This is a genomic window from Streptomyces sp. rh34 (assembly GCF_002551245.1).
Taxonomy (GTDB): Bacteria; Actinomycetota; Actinomycetes; order Streptomycetales; family Streptomycetaceae; genus Streptomyces.
The window spans coordinates 1-1770 of sequence record NZ_NTGZ01000509.1; the positions used below are offsets into that span (position 1 = coordinate 1).

1 protein-coding gene and 1 pseudogene are annotated in these 1770 nt (G+C 72.3%); both read left to right on the forward strand.

Features of this window, described 5'->3' with window-relative positions; all coding sequences use genetic code 11:
- Positions 1–201 (forward strand): annotated as a pseudogene (locus CR470_RS37765) (aspartate aminotransferase family protein); the annotation flags it as partial.
- Positions 202–271: 70 nt separating this feature from the next.
- Complete coding sequence (locus CR470_RS37770) at positions 272–1663, forward strand: lysine N(6)-hydroxylase/L-ornithine N(5)-oxygenase family protein (protein ID WP_097872263.1); 1392 nt, start codon at positions 272–274, stop codon at positions 1661–1663.
- The last annotated feature ends 107 nt before the right edge of the window (positions 1664–1770 follow it).

The following is a 1770-nucleotide window of genomic DNA, read 5'->3' on the forward strand; positions in this document are numbered from 1 at the left end:
GTCCTGGGCCGAGCGGTGGCGGAGGACGGCGACGGCCGGCGCCGCCTGTGGCTGAAGGCCACCCTGCTGCACCCGAGCGCCGCGACGGCCGACCTGATTCCGCTGCTCGACCTCGTCACGGCGGCGGCGGACCGTGCTGTGAGCGAAGGCCCGTCGGCCGAACGTACCGATGCCCCGGCCGCGGAAAGGCTGTCGCCATGATGCTGACGATGCGCTCGACCCGCCCGGGACGACCCCCAGCCGCCCCAGCGACCCCCGCCGGAGGAACCCGATGACGCCCGGACCGCGCACGCCGCCCCTCGATCTGCTGGGGGTGGGGGCAGGGCCCTTCAACCTCTCGCTCGCCGCGCTCGCCGACGGCGTCCCCGGGCTGCGCACCGTCTTCCACGAGCAGCGCGCCGCCTTCCACTGGCACCCCGGGCTGCTCATCGAGGGTGCGACGCTCCAAGTGCCGTTCCTGGCCGACCTGGTGAGCCTCGTCGAGCCCACCAGCCCCTGGTCCTACCTCAATTACCTCAAGGTCCGCCGCAGGCTGTTCCCGTTCTATTTCGCCGAACAGATCCACATCCACCGCTCCGAGTTCGACAGCTATCTGCGCTGGGTGAGTACCGAACTCCCCGCCACCCGTTTCGGCCACCGGGTCGACACGGTGGCCTGGGACCCCGGACAGGACGCGTTCGCCGTGGAGTTCACCCGGCTGGGTCCCGACGGGGAGGCGCTCACGACCGGGCTCGCCCACGCCCGCAACCTCGCCCTCGGCGTCGGCACAGCACCCCATGTCCCTGAACCGCTGCGGGAGTTGGCCCAGGACCCGGCCGCCGTCGTGCTGCACTCCGCGGACTACCTCTCCCAGCGGAACCGGCTGCTGGCCGCACGCCACATCACCGTCGTCGGCTCGGGACAGTCGGGCGCCGAAGTCCTGCTGGACCTGCTGCGGTCCCGGCCGGAGGGAGCGGAGGGGCTGACCTGGCTGGCCCGTACGCCGGCGTTCGCGCCCATGGAGTACAGCAAGATCGGCCTGGAACAGTTCACCCCCGACTACACCCGCTACTTCCACGGACTTCCGCAGGCCACCCGGGACCGGCTCCTGCCCCGCCAGTGGCAGTTGTACAAGGGGGTCAGCGGGGACACGCTCGGGGACATCCACGACGAGCTGTACCGGCGCAGCCTCGGCGGAAGCTGGCCCGACGTCACCCTCACCCCCGGCATCGAGGTCACCAGTGCCGCAGCCACCGAGGCGGGGCGCATCGAGCTGGGCGTCGAGCACGGTCAGCAGGAGGCGCGGGGCCGGCTCGTCACGGACGCCGTCGTTCTCGCCACCGGATACCGGGAGCGCCCCGTCGACCTGCTGCTCGCCGCTCTCGACCCGTACATCGTCCGCGACGAGCTCGGGCGTCCTCAGGTCGACGCGGCCCAACGGCTCGTTCTCGCACCGGAGATCGCCGGGTCCGTCTTCGTGCAGAACGCCGAACGGCACACGCACGGCGTCGGCGCGCCGGACCTGGGGCTGGCCGCCTGGCGTTCCGCCGTCATCGTCAACGCGCTGACGGGCAAGGAGTTCTACCCGCTGCCCGAGCGGACGGCCTTCACCACGTTCGGTCTCGGCGCGCGGGACCGTGACGACCGGGACGCCGTGTCACGTCCGGCCGGAGAACGACGGTGACGACGGTACCGGAACGGCCGCGGGCCGCGCGGTGGGGTTCACCGTGCGGCCCGGGGCGGGGGTGTTCGCCGGGGGTCAGCCCTTGCGGGTGTTGATCTCCTCGGTGA